This is a genomic window from Mesoflavibacter zeaxanthinifaciens subsp. sabulilitoris (genome assembly GCF_014191595.1).
Lineage (GTDB): Bacteria > Bacteroidota > Bacteroidia > Flavobacteriales > Flavobacteriaceae > Mesoflavibacter > Mesoflavibacter zeaxanthinifaciens.
This window is the reverse complement of the sequence record NZ_JACHWV010000003.1, coordinates 83369-105688: the sequence shown is the minus strand read 5'-3', so window position 1 is coordinate 105688 and position 22320 is coordinate 83369. Positions and strand designations below refer to the sequence as shown.

The 22320-nt window shown below is 31.2% G+C and carries 18 protein-coding genes; 15 read left to right on the top strand and 3 right to left on the bottom strand.

Features of this window, described 5'->3' with window-relative positions:
• Positions 1–477 precede the first annotated feature (477 nt).
• Positions 478–1251 (bottom strand): O-methyltransferase, encoded by a 774-nt coding sequence (locus tag FHS04_RS05245; RefSeq protein WP_106679469.1) that lies wholly within the window; start codon positions 1249–1251, stop codon positions 478–480.
• A 278-nt stretch (positions 1252–1529) separates the two neighbouring features.
• Positions 1530–3392: an ABC-F family ATP-binding cassette domain-containing protein gene (locus FHS04_RS05240; RefSeq protein WP_106679471.1), complete on the bottom strand. Its 1863-nt coding sequence runs from the start codon at positions 3390–3392 to the stop codon at positions 1530–1532.
• Between the two features lie 911 nt (positions 3393–4303).
• Here FHS04_RS05240 and FHS04_RS05235 point away from each other — a divergent pair.
• Complete coding sequence (locus FHS04_RS05235; protein WP_106679473.1) at positions 4304–5104, top strand: polysaccharide biosynthesis/export family protein; 801 nt, start codon at positions 4304–4306, stop codon at positions 5102–5104.
• Position 5105: 1 nt separating this feature from the next.
• On the top strand, positions 5106–7562 hold the full coding sequence (locus FHS04_RS05230) for an exopolysaccharide transport family protein (protein WP_106679475.1): 2457 nt from the start codon (positions 5106–5108) through the stop codon (positions 7560–7562).
• Between the two features lie 801 nt (positions 7563–8363).
• On the opposite strand, the gene FHS04_RS05225 is transcribed toward FHS04_RS05230, so the two are convergent.
• Positions 8364–9113, bottom strand: a complete 750-nt coding sequence (locus FHS04_RS05225) for a hypothetical protein (protein ID WP_106679478.1) — start codon at positions 9111–9113, stop codon at positions 8364–8366.
• A 1093-nt stretch (positions 9114–10206) separates the two neighbouring features.
• Here FHS04_RS05225 and FHS04_RS05220 point away from each other — a divergent pair.
• The 13 genes from FHS04_RS05220 to FHS04_RS05160 all read left to right on the top strand — a co-directional run bounded on the left by FHS04_RS05220 (position 10207) and on the right by FHS04_RS05160 (position 22320).
• Positions 10207–10428: a hypothetical protein gene (locus FHS04_RS05220; RefSeq protein WP_106679480.1), complete on the top strand. Its 222-nt coding sequence runs from the start codon at positions 10207–10209 to the stop codon at positions 10426–10428.
• 224 nt (positions 10429–10652) lie between these two features.
• The gene (locus FHS04_RS05215) at positions 10653–11495 is read left to right on the top strand and encodes an ABC transporter permease (RefSeq protein WP_181256121.1); all 843 of its coding nucleotides are present in this window, start codon (positions 10653–10655) and stop codon (positions 11493–11495) included.
• A gap of 165 nt (positions 11496–11660) precedes the next feature.
• Positions 11661–12893, top strand: a complete 1233-nt coding sequence (locus tag FHS04_RS05210) for an ABC transporter ATP-binding protein (RefSeq protein ID WP_106679484.1) — start codon at positions 11661–11663, stop codon at positions 12891–12893.
• A 4-nt stretch (positions 12894–12897) separates the two neighbouring features.
• Positions 12898–13971, top strand: coding sequence for a DegT/DnrJ/EryC1/StrS family aminotransferase (locus FHS04_RS05205; protein WP_106679487.1), 1074 nt, complete (start codon positions 12898–12900; stop codon positions 13969–13971).
• A complete protein-coding gene (locus FHS04_RS05200) occupies positions 13968–14672 on the top strand; it encodes a WbqC family protein (RefSeq protein ID WP_106679489.1) in 705 nt (234 codons plus the stop codon). The genes FHS04_RS05205 and FHS04_RS05200 overlap by 4 nt, the downstream gene beginning before the upstream one ends.
• Before the next feature lies 1 nt (position 14673).
• Complete coding sequence (locus FHS04_RS05195) at positions 14674–15333, top strand: acetyltransferase (protein WP_106679492.1); 660 nt, start codon at positions 14674–14676, stop codon at positions 15331–15333.
• A gap of 1 nt (position 15334) precedes the next feature.
• Positions 15335–16270: a glycoside hydrolase family protein gene (locus FHS04_RS05190; RefSeq protein WP_106679494.1), complete on the top strand. Its 936-nt coding sequence runs from the start codon at positions 15335–15337 to the stop codon at positions 16268–16270.
• A complete protein-coding gene (locus FHS04_RS05185) occupies positions 16270–17316 on the top strand; it encodes a hypothetical protein (RefSeq protein WP_106679497.1) in 1047 nt (348 codons plus the stop codon). The genes FHS04_RS05190 and FHS04_RS05185 overlap by 1 nt, the downstream gene beginning before the upstream one ends.
• Positions 17317–18234: a glycosyltransferase gene (locus FHS04_RS05180; RefSeq protein WP_106679499.1), complete on the top strand. Its 918-nt coding sequence runs from the start codon at positions 17317–17319 to the stop codon at positions 18232–18234. It abuts the gene before it with no gap.
• Positions 18227–19363: a glycosyltransferase family 4 protein gene (locus tag FHS04_RS05175; RefSeq protein WP_106679501.1), complete on the top strand. Its 1137-nt coding sequence runs from the start codon at positions 18227–18229 to the stop codon at positions 19361–19363. The genes FHS04_RS05180 and FHS04_RS05175 overlap by 8 nt, the downstream gene beginning before the upstream one ends.
• A 5-nt stretch (positions 19364–19368) precedes the next feature.
• On the top strand, positions 19369–20268 hold the full coding sequence (locus FHS04_RS05170; RefSeq protein WP_106679503.1) for a glycosyltransferase family 2 protein: 900 nt from the start codon (positions 19369–19371) through the stop codon (positions 20266–20268).
• Positions 20262–21152, top strand: a complete 891-nt coding sequence (locus FHS04_RS05165; protein WP_106679505.1) for a glycosyltransferase family A protein — start codon at positions 20262–20264, stop codon at positions 21150–21152. Before FHS04_RS05170 ends, FHS04_RS05165 begins: the two co-directional genes overlap by 7 nt.
• Before the next feature lies 1 nt (position 21153).
• Positions 21154–22320: a glycosyltransferase gene (locus FHS04_RS05160; RefSeq protein WP_106679507.1), complete on the top strand. Its 1167-nt coding sequence runs from the start codon at positions 21154–21156 to the stop codon at positions 22318–22320.

The window sequence follows — 22320 nt, the reverse complement described above, 5'->3', positions numbered from 1 at the left end:
GTACCAAATTTAGGAGTTTAAAGTTTAAAGTGAAAGTTTTTTAGAAGATTAGATGTTTCGATTACTCGATTTATAGATTTTACGATTATTAGATAATTTTACTCACTACTTACTCTTGTGTGATTTCTCGCTGTGCTCGATATGACTTAGGGATACTTCTCGATGCAAAGCCTCATGCTTCGTCATCACTCAAACTGACGGTTTTTCGATTGTTGGATTGCTCGATGTTTCGATTTATAGATTTTTGGATTGTTAGATTATATAAGATTTATGAGATTCCTCAATCGTACCTCATTTCGGAATGACAAGGAAATTGCTTTTGGTATATAATTATCAAGTTATTAATCTTCTAACTTGGAATCTTTTCTGTTTGTCTTGTTGAAGGAGCTCTTTTAAAATCTCTTTTTTTCTTGTAGTGTTTCCTTTATATAGAGAGATTTAAATAAAACCTAATAATTAAAATTAATAGTATAGGACTTAAATTCTAATAGTGAAGTGTTCTTTGGCTTGTTCTTTTCTAAAGCTTACAAATCCCCAAAAAAATGTGTCTATAGTAACTGTAACTTGCGGATGTTTTTTTATTGTTTCCCAAGCTTCTGTCATGCCTTTTGACCAATAGATATCATCAAAAATAAAAATGGTATTGTTATTAATTGTAGGTATTAACATATTGAAATACTCTATAGTAGCTTCTTTTTGATGGTTGCCGTCAAAATAGATTAAATCATATGTGTTTGATGTTAATGTTGGAATAACCGCTTTAAAATCTCCTGTTAATGAAGTAATGTTATTTAAGCCTAATTTATTAAAATTGTCTTTAGTAAATTTTGAAATATTTGGACAACCTTCGATAGTAGTAATTTGTGTTTTGGGGTTACCTAAACTTATGGCATGTGTGGCAATACCCATAGATGTACCTAATTCTAAAACTTGGTTGAATTTAAAATAACGAGATAATCTGAAAAATAGTTTTGCTCTTTTAACTGTTGTGCCAGCATTTTTAGTAATATCTGATACTTTTCTTGTATTAGATTTATCTACTTGAGAGCCAGCACCTAAATCTGTGACTTCTATAGTTGTTTTATTTTGAAGCAAGTCTTTTCGGTAAGTTTTTAGTTGATTGTAGGTGGAGTATTTTGTCTTGTCATAAAAGCATTTTGTCACTAAATTATAAACAAAAGGAGAGTGGACGCCATGTTGATTTTTAGAGCGTAATAAGAATTTTATATAGGCTATGATTAGTTTTCTCATTAGGAGTAATTTGGACGTGATAAATATAGTAGTTTATTCTTTAGCTTCTCGATACAATGCCTCATGCTTCGGCATCACTCGAAGTGACGATTTTTTAGATTACTGGACTATTAGATTTTTGGATTATTAGATATTTACTAACTGCTAACTCTTCCTTGGTCTGAGTACATCTAGTTTTATGCTTTTTGTGTGATTTCTCGCTGTGCTCGAAATGACTAAAGGAATTTTTTATAGTCATCAGTTATCAATCATTAGTGATCAGTTATTAATCACTAGTTTTACTCGTTTTCCATTTTTTCTGCTAGTTCTAACCAACGTAATTCTTTTTCTTCTATACTATCTATAATAGTTTGCATTTTATTAGAGAGTTCTGTGATTTGGTCTTGTGTTAAGTCAGGATTTAAGAATTGTTGTTCTAATTCTTTTTTATCAAACTCTAGAGATTTAATCTTGCTTTCTAGGTTTTTATATTCTTTTTGTTCGTTGTAAGACAGATTACTATTGCTGTCTTTTTTCCAAGTTTTCTTTTCCTTTTTATCTTCAGAAGCTATTTCTGGTGGTTTACTGTCTTCATAAATGCGGTAATCTGTATAATTACCAGGGAAATCTTCAATTTTACCTTCACCTTTAAAGACTAGCAGATGGTCTACAATTTTATCCATAAAATAGCGGTCGTGAGAGACCACAATTAAACAACCAGGAAAATCTAATAGAAAGTCTTCTAAGACATTTAGAGTGACAATATCTAAATCGTTAGTCGGCTCGTCTAAGATTAAAAAGTTAGGGTTTTGAATTAAAACGGTACATAAGTATAGACGTTTACGCTCGCCACCACTAAGTTTTTCGACAAAATCATATTGTTTTTTACGGTCAAATAAGAAGCGTTCTAATAATTGTTGCGCACTAATTTGACGTCCTTTTTTTAGTGGAATATAATCACCAAATTCTCTAACAACATCAATTACTTTTTGTCCTTCTTTTGGGTTAATTCCTGCTTGAGTGTAGTATCCAAATTTAACCGTTTCTCCAATGATAATCTTGCCGCTATCTGGTTGTGCGGTTTCTGTAAGGATATTTAAAAAGGTGGATTTACCTGTTCCATTTTTGCCAATAATTCCAACACGCTCACCTTTTTGAAAGTTGTAGCTAAATTGGTCTAAAATGATCTTGTCTTTAAAAGATTTTGAAAGTTTTACTAGCTCTACAATCTTACTACCTAAGCGCTCCATGTTTATCTCTAACTCGACAACATGATCTTTACGGCGTTGGTGTGCTTTGTGTTTTATTTCGGCAAAGTCGTCTATTCTAGATTTAGATTTGGTGGTACGTGCTTTGGGTTGTCTGCGCATCCAACCTAGCTCTTTTTTATAGAGTTGTTTTGCTTTATTAACTTCGGTTTGTTCTCTTAAAATACGTTCTTCTTTTTTCTCTAAGTAATAAGAGTAGTTGCCTTTATAGGTGTAAAGCTCTCCGTGATCTAATTCTATTATTTCGTTGCAGACGCGTTCTAAAAAATAACGGTCGTGCGTTACCATAAACAAGGTGATGTTTTCTTTAGCAAAGAAGCCTTCTAACCACTCAATCATTTCTAAATCAAGATGGTTGGTAGGCTCGTCTAGGATTAATAAATCTGGTTTATTGATTAATGCGTTTGCTAAGCTTAGACGTTTTTTTTGTCCTCCAGATAAGTTATTTACTTTTTGGTCTAAGTTGTCTAGTTTTAACAAGAAAAGAATTTGCTTGTATTGAGTTTCAAAATCCCAAGCTTGATGCCTTTCCATTTGCTCAAACGCTGTTTGGTAAGCTTCTGTGTCTTCTGGATTTTGTAAAGCTTTTTCGTAATTAGCAATAATGTCTAATATAGGGTTATCTGCATTAAATATAGTTTGCTCTATAGTTAAATTAGGATCTAGATTAGGTTCTTGCGGTAAAAATGCTACTTTTATGTCTTTACGGTAGATAATTTGACCAGTATCTGGAGCGTCAAAACCAGCTAGAATATTAAGAATGGAAGTTTTTCCGGTACCATTTTTTGCTACAAATGCAATTTTTTGATCCTTGTGTACACTAAAAGAGAGGTCTTTAAACAATGTACGCTCTCCATAGGATTTAGAAATATTTTCTACAGTTAAGTAATTCAAAGTGTTCTTTTTTGCAAAGATGGGAATATTAGTTTTAAGTTGAAAGGCGAAAGTTTGTGGATTTGGTTTTTTGTTGCTTCTCGATACAATGCCTCATGCTTCGGTATCACTCGAAGTGACGATAGCTCGATTGTGGATTGTTAGACTATTTGAGATTTTTACTCATTGCTCGTGTGAGATTTCTCAGTCGTGCCTTCATCGAAATGACAAGGATAAATTCATTTTATTTAATGATTTGAAAAGTGTGTTATTATTCATATTCATGCTTCTAACTACGTGCTTCAAGCTTCTTGTGAGATTTCTCAATCGTGCCTGATTTCGGAATGATAAAGGATTTTTTTTGTATATAGTTATCATTCATTAGTTGTTGGATTTCTAGATTGATGGATAATTGGACTGTTAGATTATTTGAGGTTTTTACTCATTACTCATTACTTATTACTCATTGCTCGTGTGAGATTTCTCAGTCGTGCCTTCATCGAAATGACAAAGGATAAATTCATTTTATTTAATAATTTGAAAAGTGTGTTATTATTCATCTTCATGCTTCTAACTACGAGCTTCAATCTTCTCGTGAGATTTCTCAATCGTGCCTCATTTCGGAATGACAAGTTTTGTTGGTTTGTGGATTTGTTGCTGAGTTGCTTGTGTGATTTCTCAGTCGTGCCTTCTTCGAAATGACTTGGAGATGCTTCTCGATACGATTTACTTATGTTTCGTAATTACTTGAAGTGACAATAGTTTGATTGTTTGGTTTCTAGATTATTGGATTGTTTGAGATGTTAACCAATAATTAATTTACAATTGCTAATCTATAATTTTAGTAAAACAGTTAAGCGGTTGAAATGTTCGGTAAAAGTTTTATTTTTCAGGTTGAAAAACTATATTTGTCACTTATCAAATGCCTCAATATGAAGCCACTTATTGCTTGTTTACTGCTTGTTTTAGTTCTTTTTAGTTCTTCTTGTATCACAAATAAAGACGTTGTTTACTTACAAAATAAGGGGACAATAGCAAATGACTCGTTACAGATTAAAGCGTTAGCACAACCGTACCGTGTGCAAATAGATGATATTTTAAGTATTAATGTGAAAGCTTTAGATGAAGAATTGGTTAAGATTTTTAATCCAACTAATACTAATGCTGGAGGTAATATTGGGCAGTCTGAGCAAGGTCTTTATTTTAATGGTTTTACTGTGGATTTACATGGTAATATCGAATTTCCAATATTAGGAGAGATTAACGTGTTAGGATACACTGTAGAAGAAATTGAAGATAAGGTGAAGGACTTGTTGTTAGAGAAGTATTTTAAAGAAACAGCTCAAATCTTTGTGACTGTAAAATTAGCAGGTTTAAGATACACCACACTTGGTGAAATTGGTAATAAAGGGACACAGGTATTATATAGAGAACGCGTTAATATACTTGAAGCGGTTGCTAATGCAGGTGATATTGCACAAACAGGAGATCGTAAAGATGTACTAATTGTTAGGCAGTATCCTGATGGGCAAAAAATACATCATATAGATTTGACTGATATTGCTGCAATGGAATCTGAGTTTTATTATATACAGCCTAACGATATTATTATGGTTAAACCTTTAAAACGAAAGGCTTTAGGAGCAGGTCAAACCGCAACACAAACTATAACTACGGTAGCAAGTATCTTTTCGGTATTAGTTAGTACTTACTTTTTAGCAAGAAATTTATAATATGGAAAATCAAATCCAAGAGCAAGATGTGCAAATGTTTGATTTTAAAGCTTTTGTTTTTAGAGCTTTAAGTTATTGGAAGTGGTTTTTGTTGGCTTTAATTGTTGGAGTTTATATTGTATATCAACAAAATATCAGAGAAGAGTTTCCGTATACTTTAGATGCTAAGATTACGGTACAAGATGATAAAAACCCATTATTTACTTCTAATACAAGTTTAATTTTTAATTATGGTGGTATTTCTGGTAAAGTACAAGAAGTACTTCTTAACTTAAAATCTAGAGAACATCATGAAAAGGTCGTTGATAGTTTAGATTTATATTTAAGTTATTTGACTCAGGGTCGTTTTTATAAAACGGATATGTACGGCAGTGTTCCTTTTAAATTTGTAGGATTAGATAGCGCATATCAGGTTTTAGGACATCCTATTAAGGTAGAGTTTGTTGATGCTACTTCTTTTGATTTATCTTACGATTTTGTTGAAGCAGAAACTATTGCAACTCAGAATTTTGTAAGTAAAGAAGTGAAACGCTTACCAGTAACTCAACCAATATTAAAAAAACGGTATCAAATAGGGGAGTATATTAATTTACCTTTTTTAAAGGGAAGTATTGAATTACGTGAAGATTTTAGTATGCCTGTAGGTAAAACTTACTTTATACAATATACTAGTTTTAATAGTGCTGTTTCGGGCTTTTTAAGATCTTATGTTGTCGTTAATGAAGAGCGTTCTCCTTTGCTTAGTATTAGGTTGACCAATAAAAATAAAGCTAAAATAGTTGATTATTTAAATACGTCTATAGTCATATTAGATCGTGACCAACTAGAAAAGAAAAACCAATATGCAGTTAATACTATTAACTTTATAGATAAGCAGTTAGCAAGGGTAAAAGGAGACTTAACAAAAAAGGCAGACTCTTTAAATGAGTTTAAACGAGATAATAAGCTGTATAATCTGGAAAATGAAACCAACGAGTTGTCTAATAAGATTTTAGATTATGAGAAGCAAAAAGAAGGTTATGAAAAGCAATTGATGTCTTATGACTTATTAAAAAATTATTTAGAAACTAGTGATGACTTTACGAGTTTTCCTGCGCCAGTTATTGAAGGTATTAGTGATGGAAATATACAAGGGTTAATTTCTCAAATGATACAAATTTCATCAGAAAAATCTAAATTAGAATACTCTGTACGAGATAATGTGTCAATTTTTGATGATTTGAACCGTCAAATTGATGGGTTAAAAAAGGTGATGTTTGAAAGTATTTCTTCAGCAAAAACTAATATCAGGTATCAAATTCAATCTATAAATAATAAGATATATAATGTAGAGCGCGAGTTTTCTACGTTACCAGAAAGTCAGCAACAACTACAAGCCATAGAGCGCGAGTATTTGTTAAGTCAAAATACTTACAATTTATACTTGGCAAAACGCGGTGAGGCAGAATTGGTTAAAGCTTCTAATGTATCTGATATTAATTTACTTGAGCCAGCTAAAGATACGGGGCAGGGTAGAGTGACTAGAAACTTAAATATACGATATGTTTTTGCTGTTTTAGGCGCTTTAATCCCTATACTAATCCTTGCTTTTTTAGTGACGTTTTTTGATCATAAGTTACATAGTCCAAACGATTTAAAAGACTTAACTAAAATACCATTGCTAGGTGTAGTTGGTAAAAATGAAAGTGAAAATAATTTGGCTGTACTTAATAAACCAAAATCTGCTATAGCAGAAGCGTTTAGAGCTGTACGCTCTAGCTTACAGTTTATGTACAAAAAGCATGATATAGAAGGTTCTAAAACGGTAATGATTACATCTTCTATTAGTGGTGAAGGTAAAACCTTTTGTTCAATTAATATTGCTTCTGTATTTGCGCTTAGTGGGAAGAAAACTGTCTTGGTAGGTTTAGATTTGCGTAAGCCTAAAATATTTGGAGATTTTGACATTAATAATAACATTGGTGCGGTAAATTACTTGATTGGTCAGATGTCTTTAGAGGAAGTTACCCAAAAGACTATGATGGAAGATTTGGATGTTATTACCTCTGGACCGATACCTCCTAATCCTTCTGAGTTATTGATTGGTGAAAAAATGGATGCGCTTATCGAAGAGCTTAAATCTAAGTATGATTATATTATACTAGACACGCCTCCTGTTGGTCTAGTTGCAGATGCGCTAGAACTTATAGAATATGCAGATGCTACCTTGTATGTTGTGCGTCAGGATTACACCAAAAAAGATATGTTACAATTGATTAAAGATAAACATCAAAAAGGAGAGGTGAAGAATATTAGTATCTTATACAATTACTTTAATCAAAAAGGGACATACGGTTACGGTTATGGATACGGATATGGCTATGGTTACGGTTATGGTGCTTATGGTAATAGGTATCATGATAACGGACCTAAGAAAGCATCTTTGCTGGATAGAATGAAAAGGATTTTTAGAAAGTAGATTTTTAGATTATTCGATTGTTAGATTGCTCGATTACTCGATGCTTCGAATTTTAGATTCTTCGCTTTGCTCTGAATGACATGTTGTGTTGATTTTTGGATTTGATTAGAAGAGCTTCTTTTGTGATTTCTTAGTCGTGCCTTCTTCGAAATGACTTAGGGATGCTTCTCGATACTATTTACCCATGCTTTATAAATCACTCGAAGTGACGATCTGTAGATTGTTGGATTGCTTCGTACTGCCTCCTCGCAATGATATGTTGTGTTTATTTGTTGATGAGTTGCTTGTGTAATTTCTCAGTCGTGCCTTCTTCGAAATGACTTGGGGATGCTTCTCGATACAATTTACTCATGCTTCGTAAATCACTCGAAGTGACGGTTTGTAGATTGTTGGATTGCTTCGTCCTGCGTCCTCGCAATGACATGTTGTGTTTATTGGTGGATTTGTTGATGAGTTGCTTGTGTGATTTCTCAGTCGTGCCTTCTTCGAAATGACTTGGAGATGCTTCTCGATACGATTTGCTCATGCTTCGTAAATCACTCGAAGTGACGGTCTGTAGATTGTTGGGTTGCTACGTCCTTTGTTCTCGAAATGAAGTTTTGTGTTTATTTGTTGATATGTTGATGAGTTGCTTGTGTGATTTCTCAGTCGTGCCTTCTTCGAAATGACAAAGGGATTGTTGGATTGTTGGATTATGAGATTGCTTCGTTCTGCGTCCTCGCAATGACAAGTGGTTTAAAATGTTGAAATAAAAAAAAGAGGAAGTATTGCTTCCTCTTTTTTGTCTGTGTAGTTGTTGTACTACTGAATCTCTAAGATTTGCATGACGTTGTAAGCTCCATTGTTTAAGGCATATTGCATACTGTTGATTTCTTGATAAAAGGCTAGTTTTAATAAGAAATAGGTTTGCCCTGTGCCTGTTGGTACACTTGCAGGTATTGGATTAATATCTACTACCGTACTGTTTAATGGATTATTAATTTCTGTACTCATGACTAATTCTTTTTCTCCTGTTTGGAAATCAAGATTTAATACTGCAGCGGTAAAACTTACATGTGTGGCTCCGGATGGTGCATTAATTTGTTGTAACGGGTTTAGGTTACTTATTAATACCCCTCCTGTAGCAGTGTCAAGTGTTAGGTCGGTTAACAGAATGCTATCTAGTCGTGCATTTTGATTGAAGTCGAATGCTTTAATTGCATTTTGCCCTTCAGGAGTTGCTATGCCTATACCAACATTTCTGTTTCCTCTGCTGGATGTTGTATCTGCATTTTTAACTAAAGATAGTGTTTTTGTTAATCGGCTGACTAATCTACCGTCTTTAACATCTGCTAATAGTGGTGTTAAAGCTTGTCTTAATACCTTACCGCTTTTAGCTACGTGACCAAATTCGGTTCCGTTTTCTCGGGTTCTAATAAACGCGGGATCGTTTTGGATTCTGCTTTTAGAGATTCCTCCTTTTGTGCGGACTAAATATCCGTCTTTTCCTTTGTAGAAGGTCATCCCATCTAGGGTTCCTTCAATTTTTAATAGGCTTGATAATTTTGCCATCTGCTAATTGTTTTTATGTGCTTATTTTCATTTAGCACGTTATTAAAATTATACATATTAAATATGTTATGTACCTTTTTACATTGGGTACGTTATTATTAATAAGCTTTGATAGTAAAATGCATGAGCTCCTACATCGTTCTATTTTAGCTTTGAGACGGCAATGTACTATGGGATTGAAACCTGTATTTTGTTTTTTACGGTTCTGCTAGTTCTTTGTTGAAAGTTGCTTGATATTATTGTTTTAGCTTGATTTATATGGTTTTACGGTTTTGTGCTGTGATTTACGTTTTTTACGTTTTTTGCTGTTTTTTGTGTCTTTTTAGGGTTTCTGTTTTTTTAACAGGCATACCTTTGGGTGGGCTTTGAGTGGGCTTTAGTATGGGGTTGGGTGGTGGTTGCTTGCTCGATTGTTAGATTTTTCGATTTCTAGATTATTAGATTGTGAGATTGTTTCGTTCTGCGTCCTCGCAGTGACGTTTTGTGTTTATTTGTAGATTTGGTTACTTGTTTCTTCTCGATACAATTTACTCATGCTTCGTAAATCACTCGAAGTGACGGTCTGTAGATTGTTGGATTGCTTCGTCCTTTGTTCTCGCAATGACGTTTTGTGTTGGTTTGTGGATTTGTTGATGAGTTGCTTGTGTGATTTCTAAGTCGTGCTTTACTTCGACTTCGCTCAGTACATCGCTTTTGAAATGACTAAGGGATTGTTAGATTTTTCGATTTCTAGATTATTAGATTGTGAGATTGCTTCGTTCTGCGTCCTCGCAATTAAAAGTGATTTAAAATGTTGAAATTTTTCTTTGTCTTAAACGCAGGATTGGTGCGTGATTTTTTATTGAATTATAATTCTGTTTTTGGTTTTTGTGTGTTTTAATGTAGTTTGAATGTTTGTTTAGGTTAGTGTTAATGTGGGGTAAGGAGATGTTGATAAATATGTGGAAAACAGTTGTTTAAATAATTATAGCTTAATTATAAAACATTGTAAATTGCGATAAGCTATTAATCAATAAAACATTCACAATGATGAAAAATAAGAGTAACCACATTGTAGCATTTTTTTATGCTCATCATCAAAAACATAAGATTCATGAAGAGAATCACAATTTATCCGGCAGAAGCTGCCATCATATTAGGAAAAAGTCAATCTTCAGCACAGAAGTTAATCAAAGCCATTAAAGATGCTCATGGAAAAAAGAAGCATCAACCTATTACTATCCGAATGTTTTGTGACTATATGGACTTACCTTATGCGGAGGTGTTTAATATGGTGAATCATATTAATGATGCGTCTACTTCAAAATCTGCCTAAGACCATCTCTTCTTCTTTAAGACCATCTCTTCTTCTTTAAGACCATCTCTTCTTCTTTTAGAGATATATCTCTTATCATCTTTCCTTTACTTTTTTAATATTTTTCTCTACAAAACGTTAGATTTTTGCGTTAAAACACCAAAAAAAATCGTTTATTTGTGTTTGTAAGGTTAACCTACTTTAATTATTGGTTGGCTTACAATTAACAAAAAATAGAGTATCCTTTGGAAACCAAAGTTTATCAAAAAAACAATACCCTAAGTCTTTTTAAGCTGTTTTCTGCGAGTTTAAAAGATATTTATGCCTCACGTTTTTTGTCAAGACAATTGGCAGAGCGTGATATAAAAGCCCAATACCGTCAGTCTTACTTAGGTATATTTTGGGCGTTTTTTACCCCTTTAGCGACTGCTTTGGTTTGGATTGTACTTAACAATAGTGGTACAGTTAGACTAACCGATACGGGTATGCCCTATCCGTTGTTTGCTTTTTCAGGAACATTAATCTGGTCAATTGTTACAGAGTCTATTAAATCGCCTATGCAAAGTACTAATGGCGCTAGAAGTATCTTAACCAAAATCAATTTTCCTAAAGAGGCTTTAATTGTTTCGGGTATTTATAAACTGCTGTTTAATACGTCTATTAAGTTACTAATGTTGTTAATTTTTGTATTTTTTTATGGTGTTGGTTTAAGTTGGTCTTTACTATTAGTACCTGTTGCCGTTATTGGAGCAGTATTAGTAGGGACTACCATAGGTTTATTTATTACGCCTATAGGCTTATTATATACAGATATTAATAAGATTATATCGTTTGGGTTACAGTTTTTAATGTATGCCACACCTGTGGTCTATGCATTACCGAAACAAGATGGTTTGCTTAAAACTTTAATGACCTATAATCCTTTAACACCTATTATATTAACGACTAGAGATTTTGTAGTAGGAACAGTGTCTAACTATGGTTACCAGTTTTTAATTGTTATTGCTTGTTGTCTCCCGTTGTTGTTAATTGGGTTGGCGATGTATAGATTGTCTATACCGATTATTGTGGAGCGATTGAGTGCGTAGTTAGTAATGAGTAGTGAGTAATGAGTAATAAGTAATAAGTAGTTAGTTGCTTGTGTGATTTCTCGCTGCACTACGACTTTGCATTTCGACAGGCTCAATGTGACACTCAGTGTGACACTCGAAATGACTAAGGAGGCTTAAAAAAATAAAAGATAAAAAAGGTTGATGAACCCAGAACAAAACACACAAACCGATAATGAGGTTTTAGTAAAGGTAGAAGGCTTAAGCAAAAAGTTTTGTAAAGACCTAAAGACTAGCCTATGGTATGGTGTTAAAGATTTAATGACCGGTATTGGTGGTAGCACCAACGAGCGTGAGTTACGTCCTAAAGAGTTTTGGGCAGTCAAGGATATTAATTTTGAGTTACGACGTGGTGAGTGTTTGGGCTTAATAGGTCATAATGGCGCAGGTAAATCTACCTTGCTTAAAATACTAAATGGGTTGATTAACCCAGATGCAGGTAAAGTAACCATTAAAGGACGTGTAGGCGCCTTAATCGAGTTAGGTGCAGGTTTTAATCCCATTTTATCTGGTCGTGAAAACATTTATAATAACGGTGCTATATTAGGCTTTACACGTCAAGAGATTGACCAAAAATTAGACGCTATAATTGCTTTTGCCGAGCTGGAAGAATTTATAGATATGCCAGTACAGCATTATAGTAGCGGGATGAAAGTACGCTTAGGTTTTGCCGTAGCCGCACAAATGGAACCCGATGTTTTGATTATTGATGAGGTATTGGCAGTTGGTGATTTAGGGTTTGTTTTAAAATGTTTCAAAACTATTGATCGTATTTTACCAAATACAGCAGTGATTTTTGTGTCACACAGTATGCCAATGATATCTCGAATGTGTAATCAAATTATTTTGATGGAAAAAGGACAATCAAAGTTTCAGGGAGAAGATGTTGGTAAAGCTATTGACTTATATTACACTAGGTTTTCTAATAGTGAAAGTAATGTGATTTTTGATGATGGAACATTAAATTTAGAAAAAGCAGAGATAATAGGAGGAGAAATAAGAGATAATCTAAAACAACTACATTGGAAAGAAGATTTTAAAGTCCATTTAAAATTTAAACTTTTAAAAGAGTTAAAAGATTTTGAATGTTTTATTATCATTTTAGATAAGGAACAAAGACCTGTAGCATCTTTAGAAAGAAATAAAAGAAATAATAACTTTACTGTAAATAACAATGCTATTAACCTGTTAGTAGTGCACAAAAATATTCAATTATCAAAAGGAGTATATTCAGTAAATGTTGCAATCAGAAATAAGGGTAATAAAGAGCCTATTTTTAGAATGAATAGTGTTTTAAGTTTTCAAATAGTACATCATGAAGAAACATGGGAACCATTTTTACTTGAATCTGAATTTATAGATTTTAAAACTATTTAGAATCATGATTAACGTTACCAAAACATTTTTACCGCCACAAGAAGAGTATCAAGCTATTTTAAAACGAGCTTGGGATACAGGTTGGATGACTAACCGAGGTGTTTTGGTTAAAGAACTAGAAGATCAACTTAAATCTTATCTAGGAGTTAATCAAATGATAGCTATGACCAACGGTACTTTACCGTTACAAATAGCTATTAAAGCTTTAAATTTAGAAGGAGAAATTATAACTACACCATTTAGTTATGTGGCTACGACCAGTAGTATTGTTTGGGAAGGATGTACACCTGTTTTTGTAGATATACATCCTGAATATTTAACTATAGACGAGACCAAAATTGAAGCAGCGATAACACCAAAAGCAACAGCCATATTAGCAACACACGTATTTGGTAACCCTTGCCATATAGAAGCTATAGAGGCTATTGCAAAAAAATATAATTTAAAAGTGATTTATGACGCAGCACACTGCTTTGGAGTGACCTATAAAGAACAATCTATTTTTAATTACGGTGATGTAAGTACCTGTAGTTTTCATTCTACAAAATTATTTCATACAGGAGAAGGCGGTGCTATATTTTGTAATGATGCACATTTGCTTAATAGCCTATTTTATCACCATAATTTTGGTCATAAAGGAAAAGAAGATTTTCAAGGAATAGGCATTAATGGTAAAATGAGTGAGTTACAAGCTGCACTAGGCTTATCTGTGTTGCCTTATATGGAACAAATAATTGCTTCACGAAAAAATGCAATTGAAGTTTACAATTCTCTCTTGGAAACAATAAATGTTAAAACAATAACAATAAGACCAGAAACAGAATGGAATTTTAGTTATTACCCTATTCTTTTTGAAGAAGAAGCTCAATTATTAAAAGTTGTAGCTGCATTAAATAAAAAAGAAATATATCCAAGACGTTACTTTTACCCTAGTTTAAACACTTTGCCTTACATTATTCATTCAAGTTTGCCATTGTCGGAAGCTATATCCAAAAGAATTTTATGTTTGCCTTTATATTATAGAGTTGATGAAAATATTCAAATACTAATTGCTAATATTATAAAAAGTAGTCTATGAAGATAGGAATTATGCAGCCATATATATTTCCTTACCTCGGTTATTTTCAATTAATAAAAGCAGTTGATGTATTTGTTTTTTATGATGATGTAAACTTTATAAAACGAGGTTGGATTAATAGAAATAAACTCTTAGTTAATGGAGAAGAGTATATGTTTACCATTGCTTTATCTAAAGCCTCACAAAACAAACTAATAAATGAGGTTTTACTTTTAAATAAAGTTGAAACTAAAAACCAATTATTAAAAACGTTAAAGCATAATTATAAAAAAGCTCCTTATTTTGATAATGTATATTTTCTAGTGGATGAAATTTTAAGTAAAGAAACTAATAAAACAATCGCAGATTTAGCAATCAATAGTGTTGTAGGTGTTTCAGAATATTTAGGACTAAACAAAACTTTTGAAAAAAGTTCAATTAGTTGCAATGATACAAAAGGACAAAATAAAGCTGATAGACTTATAAATATTACTAAAGACAGAGGTGGAGATTTTTATATAAATCCCATCGGTGGTCTTGAATTATACAACAAAGATTATTTTTTAAAGCAAGGAGTGACTTTAAAATTTATAAAAAATGAATTAACATCATATAAGCAATTTGAAAACCAACATGTTAAAGGGTTATCAATAATAGATGTTTTGATGTTTAATTCTAAAGAAGAAACGATAAAACTAATAGAAAACTATAAATTAATATAATATGGCAAAAGTTATCATTTTTGGCCTTTTAGATACGGCAGAACTAGCACATTATTATCTTGAAAATGATAGTGAACATGAAGTAGTGGCATTTACAGTCTCAAAAGAATATATAGACAAAAATGAATTTAAAGGGTTGCCTGTAGTGCCTTTTGAAGATATAGAAACTATTTATCCACCAGATCAATATCATTTGTTTGCGCCAATGACTGCTAAACAAATGAATCAATTGAGGGAAAAAATTTATTTAGAAGGAAAATCAAAAGGTTATAAATACATTTCTTACATAAGTAGTAAAGCTACTGTTTTTGATAACGAAATTGGAGAAAACTGTTTTATACTTGAAGACAACACAATACAACCATTTACTAAAATAGGTAATAATGTTGTTTTATGGAGTGGAAACCATATTGGGCATCATGGAGAAATTAAAGACCATGTCTTTTTTACGTCTCATGTAGTTATGTCAGGACATTGTATTATTGAGTCTTATTGTTTTTTTGGGGTTAATGCAACTATCAGAGATTACACGCACTTAGCTAAAGGTACATTATTAGCTATGGGTGCTAGTCTTACAAAACAAAAAACAGACGAATGGAGAGTATATGTAGGTAATCCCGCAAAAAAATTAGAAGGTAAATTAAGTTATAAAATGTATTAATATGAAATGGGATAAGAAAGGATTGATTTTTAACCCTGAAGAGAATAATGTAAATTGGATAAAAAGTTATGCTGCTTTACCTGTATGTGACTTGGTTTCAGATAATGTATTAAGAATATATTTTTCTACCAGAGATTCAAAAGGAAGAAGTATTCCTACTTTTATTGATGTTAATCCAGAAAATCCGAAGCAAATATTAAATGTATCTCCAAAGCCAATATTAAATTTAGGTGACCAAGGTACTTTTGATGATAATGGTATAATGCCATCATCAATAGTAAATTTTGAAGGAAAAAAGTATTTGTACTACATAGGTTGGAATCCTCAAGTAACAGTTTCGTATAGACTTTCCATAGGCTTAGCAATAAGCGAAGATGGAGTTAATTTTAAAAAATATTCTTTGGGTCCTATTCTAGATAGAGATAAACATGAGCCTTTTTTTAATACAGCACCTAACGTAATTATAGATAAAGGTATTTGGAAAATGTGGTATGTATCATGTACTGGTTGGAAAAATATTAAAGATTGGCCTGAGCCATTTTATTTAATTAGATATGCTGAGTCAAAAGATGGAATAAATTGGGAAAGAAAAAATGTTGAATGTATAGGCTATGATGATTTTACTCATGCGATAGGAAAACCTTGTGTATTTAAAAAGGATGATATGTATCATATGGTTTATTCATACAGGAATTCTGTTGATTATAGAATTGATAGTGAAAAAAGTTATAGACTGGGTTATGCTACATCAAATAATGGTATAGATTGGGAAAGAAAAGATAATGAAATAGAATTGAAGCACCCAAGCGAAGATTGGGAATCAATAATGCAAGAGTATAGTACTACTTATATTCACAAAGGAAAAAGATATTTAATTTATAATGGTAATAGTTTTGGAAAAACAGGGTTTGGATATGCCATTTTAAAAGAGAATTAATGAAAACTAAATACATTCATATTGGGTTACCAAAAAATCTGTCAACAACACTTCAAAGAGATTTTTTTAGCAAACATCCAGAAATACATCATCTAGGAGTAGGAGTAGGCTCAAATATAGATTATATTAATCCTAATATAGCTACAGCATGTGAAAATCATTTTCAGTATAGTAAGAACTTTTCATACAATAGACAAAAAGAAAAAATAGTAAATGCTTTTAATTCAGAATTTAAAAATTTTGAAACAAACGTTAAAAAGAAAGCTTGTGGTATATCTTTAGAATTGCTCTCTTTTACATTTACTCCAGACCAAATAGAAATTGAAGAAAAGGCTAGAAGAGTTTTTGAGTCTTTTGGAAAAGACACTAAAATTATAATAATTGTAAGACAACAATTCAAACTTATTGAGTCACTATATAAAGAAGCTATTAAGATAGGATATTATGGTACATTCAAAAATTATCTTAATTACATTTATTTATCAAGAGATAGAAACTTTATTTACGATTTTCAATATGATTATTTAGTTGAAATATATTCCAAGTATTTTGGTATGGAAAATATAGAACTTTTGACTATTGAAGATTATCGTCATTCAACAGGTGATTTAATTTACGATGGGGATGAATGCATGTTAACAAAAAGATTATCAAATATTTTAGGTTTGTCTGATTTTAATTTTAAGTTAGGGCACTATAATAAACCATTAAGTATTACAGAGTTAAATACAATGATGGAGTTAAATTTTAAAGAGCATCACGGTATTGGTAATCAAGCTTACAGTACTGCAACGAACTTTCATAGGTTAAAAGATTATTTCAAATTTGAATTAGGGATAAATTTAGCAGATGAAGTTTTATTTAAAGATGCTAGAATCAAAAATAAGCACATTGAATTATCAAAAGAAATTGATAATAAAAAAGCAATTGAGTTTGATTATCCTACAGAGATAAGAGAATTTTTAAAGGATTTGTTTTACGAATCTAATTTACGTTTAGAAAAACTCCTTGATATAAAATTACCACAAACATATTACAATAATTAAATGTCTTTGCCTGTAGTTAGCATAGTTGTAACAACCTATAATCATCAAGATTATATAAAACAATGTTTAGATAGCATTTTAATGCAAAAGACAAACTTTGCTTATGAAATTATTTTAGGAGAGGATGAAAGTAGTGATGGGACAAGAGAAACTTGTCAAGATTATGCTAATAGATTTCCTGATATTATTAAGTTGTTTTTGCGTTCCAGAAAAGACGTTATATATATAAATGATAGACCAACGGGACGTTATAATTTTATTGAATCTTTAAAATCAGCAAAAGGGAAATATATAGCACTTTGCGAAGGTGATGATTATTGGACAGATCCTGATAAATTACAAAAGCAGGTTGATTTTTTGGAACAACATAAGCAATATGGTTTATGCTCACATAATGCTGAAGAAATAGATTTTAAAAAACCAGAAGAAAAAATAATAATACCTAATACAAATTTAGATTTAAAAATAGAAGATTTTATAAGAGCGAATAGGTTAGCAACTTGTTCAATAATGTTTAGAAAAGATAGTTTTAAATTTGGTTTGAGTTGGTTTGAAAAAATACCATTTGGTGATTTGTGCGTTATTTTAAATGTGTTAAAAAACACTAATCAGAAGGCTAAAGTTTTAAATGATACTATGGCTGTCTACCGTATACATTCTAGTGGAATTCATGGGAGTTTGAAGAGTAATAATACAAAACTAATTAAAGCTTATTTACAACATATAAAGTTTTTTAAGATTATAAAAAAAGAATTGTTATTTGAGCAAATTTTTCAAAAACCAATTTATAATAAGCTAATAAAAACGTACAGTATATTAATGAGTTTGAGTTTAAAAGAGAAAAAAAAAATAATGTATTTCAAGTTTCGTTTTTTAGAGGTGTACTTTAAAATTATAAAAAAAATAAAGTATGTTTAATAATATTCTCTTCATCACTCATGAGTCAAGTCTTACAGGCGCACCAAAGATGTTACTGCATTTTATAGAATGGTTGAAAAAGCACCATCCTAAAATGGTTGTTACTGTATTGTCTTTAAAAAGAGGACTATTAGAAACCGATTTTAAAACCGTATCTGATTATTATTACGAAATAGAAGATTATAAAAAGCCACCACCAACACTAACACAGCGTGTTTTAAATAAATTATTTAAAAGTAAACCTAAGCCAACACCAAAAGAGTTGCTAGTAGAACAATTACAAGCCACAGCGTTTGATGTTATTTACGCTAATACAGTAATTGCATTGCCAATAGCAGCAACTATTAATCATGGTAACGCGTCTAAATTAATAGTCCATGTGCATGAGCTTAGTGCTATTATAAGGCAATTATTACCCAATTTATCAAGTTATACAGCGCAAGTTGATCACTTTATAGCGGCTTCAAACCTTGTTAAGTCTAATCTTATAGATCAATTTAAGGTTAATGCAAGTAAAATAACACGGGTTTATGAGTGTTCTACAGTTAAGCCTAATAAAGTTGCACGTTTTGAAAACAACATTTTTAATGTTGGTGCTTCAGGTACTGCGCACTGGCGTAAAGGGTCTGATTTGTTTATTTTAGTTGCTAACTATATAAAGGCAAATTATCCAGATTATAAAATTAAATTTACTTGGGTAGGAGATGTGTCTAAAAACGAGCGTATTATAATAGAGGAGGATTTAAGGAAGTTGCATTTAACTAGTAATGTGCAATTTATTGGTAAACAATCTGATCCTACAAATTTTTATAATGAGTTTGATGTGTTTTTAATGTGCTCTAGAGAAGATCCTTTTCCTTTAGTGTGTATAGAAATGGGTATGTTAGCTAAGCCAATTGTGTGTTTTAAAGGTGCAACAGGTACAGAAGAAATTATAGAACAAACAGGAGGTGGATTTGTTGTGCCTTACTTAGATATTAAAGAAATGGCAGAAAAAATAGTGTTTTATTACCAAAACCCAGACCGTGTTAAGACACATGGAGAGATTAATGCAGATGTATTTAGTCAGTTTCATCCAGATATTATTGCGCCTCAAGTATTAGAGGTTATTACAGAAACCTTAAATTAATATTAATGGTCAAACCAGAAGTAAATACTGTTTTAGTTTCGATTTGTATTCCGACCTATAATGGTGCAGAATATTTAAAAGAGACTTTAGACTCTGTAAAACAGCAAACTTTTAAAGATTTTGAAGTAATAGTTAGTGATGATAACTCTAAGGACAATACACTAAACATTGTAGAGCAATTTAAAAAATGTGTAGATGTGCCTGTAAAAACATATAATCATGAGCCACAAGGTATTGGAGCAAACTGGAATTTTTGTGTGCAAAAAGCAACAGGAAAGTATATAAAATTTTTGTTTCAAGATGATATTTTAGCACCTACTTGTCTTGAACAAATGGTGATATTGGCAGAAACTAATGAAGCTGTTGGTTTAGTCTATGCAAAAAGAGATTTTTTATTTGATACAGATGCTAGTCATTATACAAGTTGGTTAAAAAAATGTGGTGTGTTACATGAAAGCTGGGCAAGTCTAGATGTTGAAGAAGGTATAATGCCAGGTAAAGCTTATTTAAGGGATAAAAATTTATTAGATATGCCAAATAATAAAATTGGTGAACCATCATTAGTTTTATTAAGAAAAGACGTGTTTGATAAGGTAGGTTTTTTTAATACTGAATTAAGTCAGACCTTAGATTTTGAGTATTGGTATAGATTAATGCCTTACTATAATGTAGGTTTTGTAAATGATTATCTGTTAACATTTAGACTACATCAAGATCAAGCAACACAAAAAAACAATACTAAAAAAACTAAGGATGCTGTTTTATTACCAAGATTATTAATGAAAAATTTGTTTTGGTATCTACATGCTAGACAAAGAATTTATTTAATAAAAGAGGTTTTTTATATTTCTTATTTTTTTAAACAGATAAGAAAGATTAAGAAGAAAATTTTAAAGATTTGGTAGTATCTATAATCATACCAGTACATAAGACCATACCTTATTTTAAAGACTGTGTGTTAAGTGCTTTAAGCCAAAGTTATAAGGATATTGAAGTTATAATAGCTTGTAATCATACTTTAACACGTAAGGCTTGTGAAGAGTTTTTAGCTATTAAAGATACTAGGTTGGTTTTTATTGAGACCAAAAAAGGACGTCATCATGCTCGTAATGAAGCGCTTCAAATAGCTAAAGGTGACTACATACAATTTTTGGATTATGATGATTATTTATATCCTGAGAAAATAAGTTTGCATTTAAAGGCATTTGTTACTGATAATAAACATCTAGCAGTAGGTTTATGTCAATGGAAAAAATTTACTAATCATATAAATGAAGCCTATAGTTTTCCTTTTTCCTATTTATTTACGGAACAGCCAAAACATCTATTAGATGTTATAGAATTATTGGGTGAGAAAGGTGGGTTTGTAGCAACAATAGCTTGGCTTTTTCCTAAAGACTTAATTAAAAACATTAAATGGATAGATGCCCCAAATGATGATGCTGTTTTTATTTCTGATTTAATTAAAAAAAAACCTGAAGTTAGTTTAATAAATAGCACTTTAGCAGGGTATAGGATACATGATTTTAATACTAGTACTCTAACAGAAAAGAAGGAGCTTGATTTGCTCTTAAAAGGTTGGCAACACATTAGTATTAATTTGAAGACATATGCCTCTGTAAAAGTTTATCAATATCTTTATAGAGCATATGTAATAATTTTAAAACAATCAAAAGTGTTTAATTATTACAAATATTTTAAGGTTTTGATGTTAGTGATTAGCTATGGTTTTAAGTCTAAACAATCTTTTATAAAGATTTTAAAAGATATAAAAAGAAGTCTGTATTAGTTTGAAAAAAAATAACATACTCATATTTGGGCCTTTTGGAGATTTTGGAGGTAGAGATGTAGAAGTAAACATTATAGCCAGAGCTTTATTAGATCAATATAAAGTAGATATAGTGTCTTCTGAATATATGACATCTGGATCATTCGCTATAAAAGATATAGCTTATAAAGTGTCTTATACCACCTTAGATGAAATTTTATTTGACAACTCTATTTTAATAAGAATTTTAGCTTTGTTAAATGCATGTAAGCATGGTTTTAAAAACAAAAACTATGGGTATGTGTCTAATCAATTTTCTAAAAAATATTTAGATTATCACTCTAAGTGCAAACAAGTATTATACGATCTTTTAAAAACATATGATTTAGTTATACTGCCAGTACAATTAAGTACTCAGTTTTTAAAAGAAACCATCTTATTTTGTTCTGATAATAATATTAAGATAGTTATTAGAACAACTGGTACCGTGTTTAACGTTTCTAAAAACATTAATTCTTTATTAAAAAAGGTAGATTTGTTTATACATCATTCTAAGTCTAATAGTGATAATGTTACAAAGTACCTTAGACATAACTACAAAATAATAGACCAGTGTACTTTAAAAGAAAAGGATTTGTTACAGTTGAATATAAATAAACAACATCCCTTAAGATATGGGTATTTAGGAAGATTAAGTGAAGAAAAGCAAATCCTACAAATATCACAATTGTTTGCAGATATAGATGTACCATTGGTAATAGCAGGAGATGGTCCGCAAAAAGAAAAAGTATTATCTATTGCAAAAAACAGTAAGAATGTGAAGTATTTAGGACTTATAGATAGTCATGCTATAGATGATTTTTTTAATGAGATAGATGTGCTAATTATCGCATCAAAAGAAGAAACAGGACCATTAGTAGGTGTAGAAGCTATGGCGGCAGGAAAACTAATAGTCTCTACCAAAGTAGGAGCAATGCCAGAACGATTAGAACCTATAAAAGAGAGCTTTTGGTTTGATATTGAAGATGTAAAAACATTATTGCCTATTATTGACCAATTAAATCAAACTTCTGTTAAAGACATGGAAGCTATAGCTTTAAAAAATAGAAAGATATATTTAGATAAATATTCTGAACATAACATATTTAATGCTTATTTAAGCGCTATTAAAAACTGTATAAAAGATTAA

Coding starts and splice junctions, on each gene's coding strand:
- FHS04_RS05245 (WP_106679469.1), bottom strand. CDS start 1,251: ATGAGAAAACTAATCATAGCCTATATAAAATTCTTATTACGCTCTAAA.
- FHS04_RS05235 (WP_106679473.1), top strand. CDS start 4,304: ATGAAGCCACTTATTGCTTGTTTACTGCTTGTTTTAGTTCTTTTTAGT.
- FHS04_RS05230 (WP_106679475.1), top strand. CDS start 5,106: ATGGAAAATCAAATCCAAGAGCAAGATGTGCAAATGTTTGATTTTAAA.
- FHS04_RS05225 (WP_106679478.1), bottom strand. CDS start 9,113: ATGGCAAAATTATCAAGCCTATTAAAAATTGAAGGAACCCTAGATGGG.
- FHS04_RS05220 (WP_106679480.1), top strand. CDS start 10,207: ATGAAGAGAATCACAATTTATCCGGCAGAAGCTGCCATCATATTAGGA.
- FHS04_RS05210 (WP_106679484.1), top strand. CDS start 11,661: ATGAACCCAGAACAAAACACACAAACCGATAATGAGGTTTTAGTAAAG.
- FHS04_RS05205 (WP_106679487.1), top strand. CDS start 12,898: ATGATTAACGTTACCAAAACATTTTTACCGCCACAAGAAGAGTATCAA.
- FHS04_RS05200 (WP_106679489.1), top strand. CDS start 13,968: ATGAAGATAGGAATTATGCAGCCATATATATTTCCTTACCTCGGTTAT.
- FHS04_RS05195 (WP_106679492.1), top strand. CDS start 14,674: ATGGCAAAAGTTATCATTTTTGGCCTTTTAGATACGGCAGAACTAGCA.
- FHS04_RS05190 (WP_106679494.1), top strand. CDS start 15,335: ATGAAATGGGATAAGAAAGGATTGATTTTTAACCCTGAAGAGAATAAT.
- FHS04_RS05185 (WP_106679497.1), top strand. CDS start 16,270: ATGAAAACTAAATACATTCATATTGGGTTACCAAAAAATCTGTCAACA.
- FHS04_RS05180 (WP_106679499.1), top strand. CDS start 17,317: ATGTCTTTGCCTGTAGTTAGCATAGTTGTAACAACCTATAATCATCAA.
- FHS04_RS05175 (WP_106679501.1), top strand. CDS start 18,227: ATGTTTAATAATATTCTCTTCATCACTCATGAGTCAAGTCTTACAGGC.
- FHS04_RS05170 (WP_106679503.1), top strand. CDS start 19,369: ATGGTCAAACCAGAAGTAAATACTGTTTTAGTTTCGATTTGTATTCCG.